Here is a 6,480-nt window from a genome sequence, read left to right as displayed (position 1 = left end):
GCAACATGGAAACCTCGTGTGGATTCTACCAGATAAACCAAGTTGGGACACTACCCGCTGTCGAACAGGGAATCGTTACAGGGGTGTTTTTTTTTGGCTCATCTTTTTTCGCGCCTCTTCCAATCGAGCCAGGAACCAGGGCGCATTGTCGGTTCGATCACAGCGTCCTTCCCGCTCCACCGCCAAAACGGCATCCCGCCAAAACCGTTGCCGCTGGCTGGCATCGGTCAATGTCCCTTTCACCAAATCCCGTTTGCTGCCGAACAACAACGCCACCTCTCCCCACCCGGACTCCAGCCAACGATCGAGGCGCTCCTTGAGCAGTCTGGAGAGCGCCGGGCTCAATCCGCCGCTACCCACCCCCACCACCACCGGCCCACGCCGCACCACCGCCGCGACCAGAAATCCGCTGACGCCCGGATCATCGGCAGAGTTGCACAACAGCCCCCTTTCGCGGCACAAACGGGCAATCTCCCGGTTCAACCGGGCATCCCGGGTGGCTGCAAAAACCAGGACAGGTGGTTCATCCTTCGACAAATGCGCAGGATCGAAAGGTTCGGCAACATGCTCCAGCGCCCCCCCCAAGCGGGAGCTTATCCAGGGATCCAACTCCGGGGCAATGACGCGCACCCGGGCTCCACAAGCCAACAATCCTTCGAGTTTACGCCGGGCCACCTTGCCACCGCCGACCAGCAACACGGGCCGATCCGCCAAAATCAGTTCCGCCATGTAATGGGTCATGGTAGTGTCTCTCCCATCTTTGCCAAGGAGCCAAAGCCAAGCCTATGTCCGACAAAAAGATCATCATCCGTGGCGCACGCGAACACAATCTGAAAAATATCGATGTGGAGATCCCACGCGATGCCTTGACCGTCATCACCGGCGTGTCAGGTTCAGGAAAATCCTCCCTTGCCTTCGATACCCTGTCAGCCGAGGGCCAGCGCCGCTATGTCGAATCCCTCTCCGCCTACGCCCGGCAATTCCTCTCCCTCCAGGATAAACCGGATGTCGACGCCATCGAAGGGCTCTCCCCCTCGATTGCCATCGAACAAAAAACCACCAGCCGCAATCCGCGTTCAACGGTCGGCACCGTCACCGAGGTGCATGACTATCTGCGCCTCCTCTTTGCCCGCATCGGACACCCCTACTGTCACGGTTGTCAACGACCCATCACCAGCCAAACCGTCAGTCAGATGGTGGATACCCTTGTCGCTCTGCCGGAACAAACCCGGCTCATGCTTTTGGCCCCCATCGTCCGGGGGCGCAAGGGGGAGTATCGCAAGGAGCTGGGAGAGCTGCGGCAACAAGGGTTCACCCGCATCCTGATCGATCATCAAACCTACGACCTGGAACAGCCACCCAAGCTGGACAAAAACGTCAAACACACCTTGGAGGTGGTTGTTGATCGTCTGGTGATGAAAGCCGGGTTGCACACCCGGATTGCCGACTCCCTGGAGACGGCCCTGCGGCTGGCGGAAGGGATCGTCCATATTCAAATTCTGGAAGATCCACCCCGGGAGTTGCTCTTTTCCGAACGCCATGCCTGTATCCACTGCAACATATCCTACCCCCATCTGGAACCACGTCTCTTCTCCTTCAATAACCCTTTTGGGGCCTGTCCGCGTTGTGACGGCCTGGGTACCAAGGAGTACTTTGACCCGGAACTGATTGCCCCCAATCCGGCCATCACCCTGCGGGAGGGCGCCATTCTCCCTTGGGCCAAACCCGCAGCCCATATGTATCAGGAGCTCCTCTACACCGTCGCCGAGCAGTGCAACATCGACATCCACTGCCCCTGGGGTGAACTCCCCGCCCCCGCACGGGATTTGCTCATGTTCGGCAGTGGTGAAGAGAAAATACGTTTCAAGTTCAAGGGATTTCGTCGTCGCATGAACTCCATGCGCCCCTGGGAAGGGGTGGTGAACATGCTGGAAAAGCGTTACCTGGAGACCGATTCGGACGATGTTCGGGAAGAGCTCTCTCCCTATCGCAACACATCCCCCTGTCCCGAATGCCATGGCGAGAGGCTGCGTCTCGAAGCCCGTCACGTCCGGATCGGCGCATTGAACATTGCCGGTTTCTCGGCCCTCCCCCTGCGCCAAGCCGATGCCTATCTGAAAACCCTGACCCTCACACCCCAGGAGAGCGCCATCGCCCAGCGCATCCTGAAAGAGATCCACGACCGCCTGCAATTTTTGATTGCAGTCGGTTTGGATTATTTGACCTTGGACCGCCCGGCTGCCACCCTCTCGGGCGGCGAGGGACAGCGCATCCGCCTTGCCAACCAGATCGGCTCCGGGTTGGTGGGTGTGCTCTACATCCTGGACGAGCCAAGCATCGGATTGCATCAGAGGGACAACCAACGCCTCCTGGACTCCCTGCGCCGCCTGCGTGACCTGGGCAACACCGTGGTGATCGTAGAACACGACGAAGAGGCCATCCGTGCCGCCGACCATGTCCTGGATCTTGGTCCCGGACCCGGTGAGCACGGGGGCCAGGTGGTGGCCAGTGGATCGCCGACGGAGATTGCCCAACACCCCGACTCATTGACCGGGAAATATCTCTCCGGCCAACTCTCCATCCCGATCCCGAACCGGCGCCGCCCCCCGCTTCCCGAGCGTCACATCACTCTGGAGGGGGTGACCACCCACAATCTGAAAGGGGTCACTGCAACCATTCCACTTGGCTTGTTGACCTGTGTCACAGGCGTATCTGGCTCCGGCAAATCGAGCCTCATCCTGGATACCCTCTATCCGGCCTTGGCTCAAAGGTTATACCACAGCCGCATTCCTTGTGGACCCGTCGTTCGTATCGACGGCCTGCAACACCTGGACAAGGTGATCCATATCGACCAATCACCCATAGGCCGCACGCCCCGCTCCAATCCAGCCACCTATACGGGTCTCTTGACACCCATACGCGACCTGCTGGCCGGCGTGCCCGAAGCCAGGGCCAGGGGCTATCAGCCGGGACGGTTCAGTTTCAATGTCAAAGGTGGCCGTTGCGAGGCCTGCGCCGGGGAAGGGCTGATCAAGATCGAGATGCATTTTCTCCCCGATCTCCACGTCCCGTGCGACGCCTGCAAAGGGGTCCGCTACAATCGGGAAACTCTGGAAATTCTCTACAAAGGCAAGAACATCGCAGAAATTTTACATTTGACCATCGAGGAGGCGACAGCCTTTTTCCAGGCCATTCCCACCACTCAAGCCAAGCTGCAAACGCTCCTGGATGTTGGCCTGGGCTACATACGCCTGGGCCAAGCCGCCACCACCCTCTCCGGTGGCGAAGCGCAGCGGGTCAAGATCGCCCGGGAGCTGTCCCGCCGTGCCACGGGCAGGACACTCTACATTCTCGACGAACCCACCACCGGACTTCACTTCGACGACATTCGCAAGCTTCTTGAGGTCTTGCAGCACCTTGTCGCAGCGGGCAACACCGTAGTGGTCATCGAACACAACCTCGATGTCATCAAGGCCGCCGACTGGGTTTTGGATCTGGGGCCAGAGGGTGGTGACCAGGGGGGAAGGCTCATCGCCGCAGGCACCCCGGAGACCCTCGCCCAATGCCCGGACTCCTGGACAGGCCGGTACCTGCAACCACTTCTGCAACAAACCGGGCCATGCCATCCTGACGAGTCCCCGCCCTCTTGACAGCGTAACTATTCAGTCCCCTTTCAAGAAAAGCCTGGATATGAAAGCCTTTGTCAGGGCTTCGCCCCGAACCCCGCCAGGACGCCGTCCTTGACCTGCCAGGGAGCCATCCCCCTGGACCCCGATGCGTGGCCGGGTGGTGAAACAGCCAGGCAGACCCGACGCCTCACCCGACAAGGCATGCCGCCACGCCAACCAACCGCTTGCCGCTTCGGCCATCATCTCGGGCGCACGGAGCCACGACCAGGGAACCGGGATGCTCACCGGGTAGCTGCCCCACCCCCGCCAGTGTGCGGAACAGTGCCCGGCCAGATCCTCCACCCTTCGGAAGTTTCTGATATCCCCCACAGGTCCATACAAAGAAATGCTGGGACAAACAGCACCCCTCTGCCGACCCCTGACGCAAACCTCACTCTGGCCGGATGTTATTCCTGGTTGTCCCGATTACGATTACGAGCGGTACGCAATTTTTCACCAAGGCCGGCATCAATGGCCAACTTGCGCCGTTTTTCGGAATAGGCCGGGGAGACCAACTGGAAACTTTTTGGCAAATCAAACATCTTCCGATAGTCGTCGATGGTAATCTTGTGGGAACGTGTCAAGTGTCCTTTGAGGGCCTTGCAGGCCTTGCCGCAGAGCAGACAGATGACCGCATCTTCCCGCACGGCCTCGCTGATGGGAATGATCGGCTCTGGTTTCGTGTTCCTCAGTTCCCGCTCCGATGTTTTCAAATCGGCGACTGCGGACTCACGCCCACTCCCCCTGATCATACGGGAATGCGAATCCTCATGCCCCGCCACGCCACTGCCATCCCCGCCCGACAAGCCACCACCTGCCTCCGACGCAGAGAGTTGCACCAAGGAGTTGTAAACCTTGTTCAGAAGACCTGCAATCTCCCCCGCTGGCAGCTCGTTGTTGGATACATAGGATTCAACGATACCGGCAGCCCGTTTCAACAAATCTGAAGACATCTCGTTTCTCCATCATCTAAATTAATCCCCACTGAAATCACGTTTCTAAATTTCTCCACGCAAGTTGTCAAGATAATTTCCCGTAAAAAGTAAAAAAAAGTCCCGTATTTTTCACTTTCATCTCCTCCGGGTGTCTACATTTCCTAATTTCCCTGCCTCTTTTCTTTGCATTGGATCTCCCTCCCCAACCATGTCATGGCATCACTCTCCAATCAGCAACAATGCGCCCATCCGATCTCCCAGGAACCCATGTCCACATCCCATGGAAACCTGCTGTCTGCTGGTCCACTTATCAGATCATCGTGTGTGTTGACACATTTGTAACTGGCCTTGATCATCATTTCGGCCATATCTCTTCCAAAAAACGGTAACTGTTCAGCTCTCTATTAAGAAAAACTTGGACATGAAAGCCTTTGTCAGGGCTCCGCTCCGAACCCCACCAGGATGCAGTTCAAGGCCCGGTCAGGGAGTCAGCCCTCTGGACCCCGGTGCGTGGCCGGGCGTTGCTGCAGATATGCCCCGTCACTCACCCTGCCGGCAACAAGTTTTGGCAACTTCTTTGTTGTAAGAAGTAGTCCGCCAGCACCAGGGCCACCATGGCCTCGGCCACCGGCACGGCCCGAATGCCAACACATGGATCATGCCGCCCATTGGTGATAACTTCCCTCGATCGACCGGACGTATCCACGCTGCGTTTCGGCATCAGGATGGATGAGGTAGGTTTGACGGCCAACCGCACCACAACCTCCTGACCTGTAGAAATACCGGCCAGAACCCCTCCAGAGTTGTTGCTCAAAAAACGCACGCCTCCAGGAACCGTACCATCCGCGACCATCTCATCCGCTGCCTCACTGCCGCGCATCCTGGCCGCTGCCATGCCCGCACCGATCTCGACCCCCTTGACGGCGTTGATGCTCATCACCGCCTTGGCCAGATCCGCGTCGAGGCGATCAAAGACGGGTTCACCCCAGCCTGCCGGCACACCCGAGGCAACCACCTCCAGCAACGCCCCCACAGAGTCCCCTGCCGTGCGCAGGGTGTCCACCAAGGCTTCCATGTTGGCAACCACTTCCGGGTCGGGACAAAAAAATGCGTTCCGTTCCACCTCATCCCACACCCAGCGTTGCCGGTCGATGGCAATGTCGCCCATTCCGATCAAGGCGCCGCGTATCCGCACCCCTTGTGTCACCAGCAATTGGCGCGCAATGGCCCCGGCTGCCACCCGCACTGCTGTCTCCCGGGCCGAGGCACGTCCACCCCCGCGAGGATCCCGTATGCCATATTTACGCCAATAGGTATAATCTCCATGTCCCGGGCGAAACAAATCCTGGATCGTGGTATAGTCACGCGAGCGTTGATCGGTGTTTTCAATCAACAACCCGATGGGGGTTCCTGTCGTTCGGCCCTCGTACAAGCCGGACAGGATACGCACCCGATCAGGTTCCCGACGCTGGGTCGTAAACCGATTCTTTCCTGGGCGCCTCCGGTCAAGATCCACTTGGATATCCGCCTCATTCAGGTGCAATCCGGCTGGGCACCCCTCCACCACACCACCGATGGCTGGTCCATGACTCTCGCCAAATGTCACCACCCGAAACAAACGACCACAACTGCTTCCTCCCACGGATTGTCTCCTGCATCAGCCAATAAACCGAGTATCTGTTCAGCATCAACCAAAAAAACGATTGAAAGACTGGGATGGAGGTCCAGGAGGAAGGGCTGTGCCTTTCCTCCTGGTGGGGTTCTGGGCGAAGCCCTGACAAGGACTTTTATAGCCAAGCCTTTCTTGCAAGGGTAAGGTCACACTAGTGGCTCAACCGACATGATTTGAAGTGTTCACTTTTCGTGACTATTCCGCA

At 58.3% G+C, this 6,480-nt stretch carries 5 protein-coding genes; 1 reads left to right on the top strand and 4 read right to left on the bottom strand.

The genetic code is table 11. From position 1 onward, the window contains the following. Window positions 1-75 precede the first annotated feature (75 nt). Window positions 76-741: a bifunctional precorrin-2 dehydrogenase/sirohydrochlorin ferrochelatase gene (locus tag HQL63_07905; protein ID MBF0176754.1), complete on the bottom strand. Its 666-nt coding sequence runs from the start codon at window positions 739-741 to the stop codon at window positions 76-78. Between the two features lie 44 nt (window positions 742-785). On the opposite strand from HQL63_07905, the gene uvrA reads away from it, so the two are divergent. After that, on the top strand, window positions 786-3,650 hold the full coding sequence (gene uvrA / locus HQL63_07900; protein MBF0176753.1) for an excinuclease ABC subunit UvrA: 2,865 nt from the start codon (window positions 786-788) through the stop codon (window positions 3,648-3,650). Between the two features lie 12 nt (window positions 3,651-3,662). On the opposite strand, the gene HQL63_07895 is transcribed toward uvrA, so the two are convergent. From HQL63_07895 to aroC, 3 genes are all read right to left on the bottom strand, one after another. Then, entirely contained in the window at window positions 3,663-3,914 is a 252-nt protein-coding gene (locus HQL63_07895) for a hypothetical protein (GenBank protein ID MBF0176752.1), read from the bottom strand. A gap of 161 nt (window positions 3,915-4,075) precedes the next feature. Continuing rightward, window positions 4,076-4,621, bottom strand: coding sequence for a MucR family transcriptional regulator (locus HQL63_07890; GenBank protein ID MBF0176751.1), 546 nt, complete (start codon window positions 4,619-4,621; stop codon window positions 4,076-4,078). Between the two features lie 526 nt (window positions 4,622-5,147). Next, a complete protein-coding gene (aroC, locus tag HQL63_07885; protein ID MBF0176750.1) occupies window positions 5,148-6,245 on the bottom strand; it encodes a chorismate synthase in 1,098 nt (365 codons plus the stop codon). Window positions 6,246-6,480 lie beyond the last annotated feature (235 nt).

Source organism: Magnetococcales bacterium (assembly GCA_015231175.1).
Taxonomy (GTDB): domain Bacteria; phylum Pseudomonadota; class Magnetococcia; order Magnetococcales; family DC0425bin3; genus HA3dbin3.
The sequence above is the reverse complement of the archived record's forward strand: the minus strand, read 5'-3'. Positions and strand labels throughout refer to the sequence as shown.

Bases quoted from the DNA above. Each gene is read 5' to 3' on its own strand.
- HQL63_07905 (MBF0176754.1), bottom strand. From the start codon at position 741: ATGACCCATTACATGGCGGAACTGATTTTGGCGGATCGGCCCGTGTTG.
- uvrA (MBF0176753.1), top strand. From the start codon at position 786: ATGTCCGACAAAAAGATCATCATCCGTGGCGCACGCGAACACAATCTG.
- HQL63_07890 (MBF0176751.1), bottom strand. From the start codon at position 4,621: ATGTCTTCAGATTTGTTGAAACGGGCTGCCGGTATCGTTGAATCCTAT.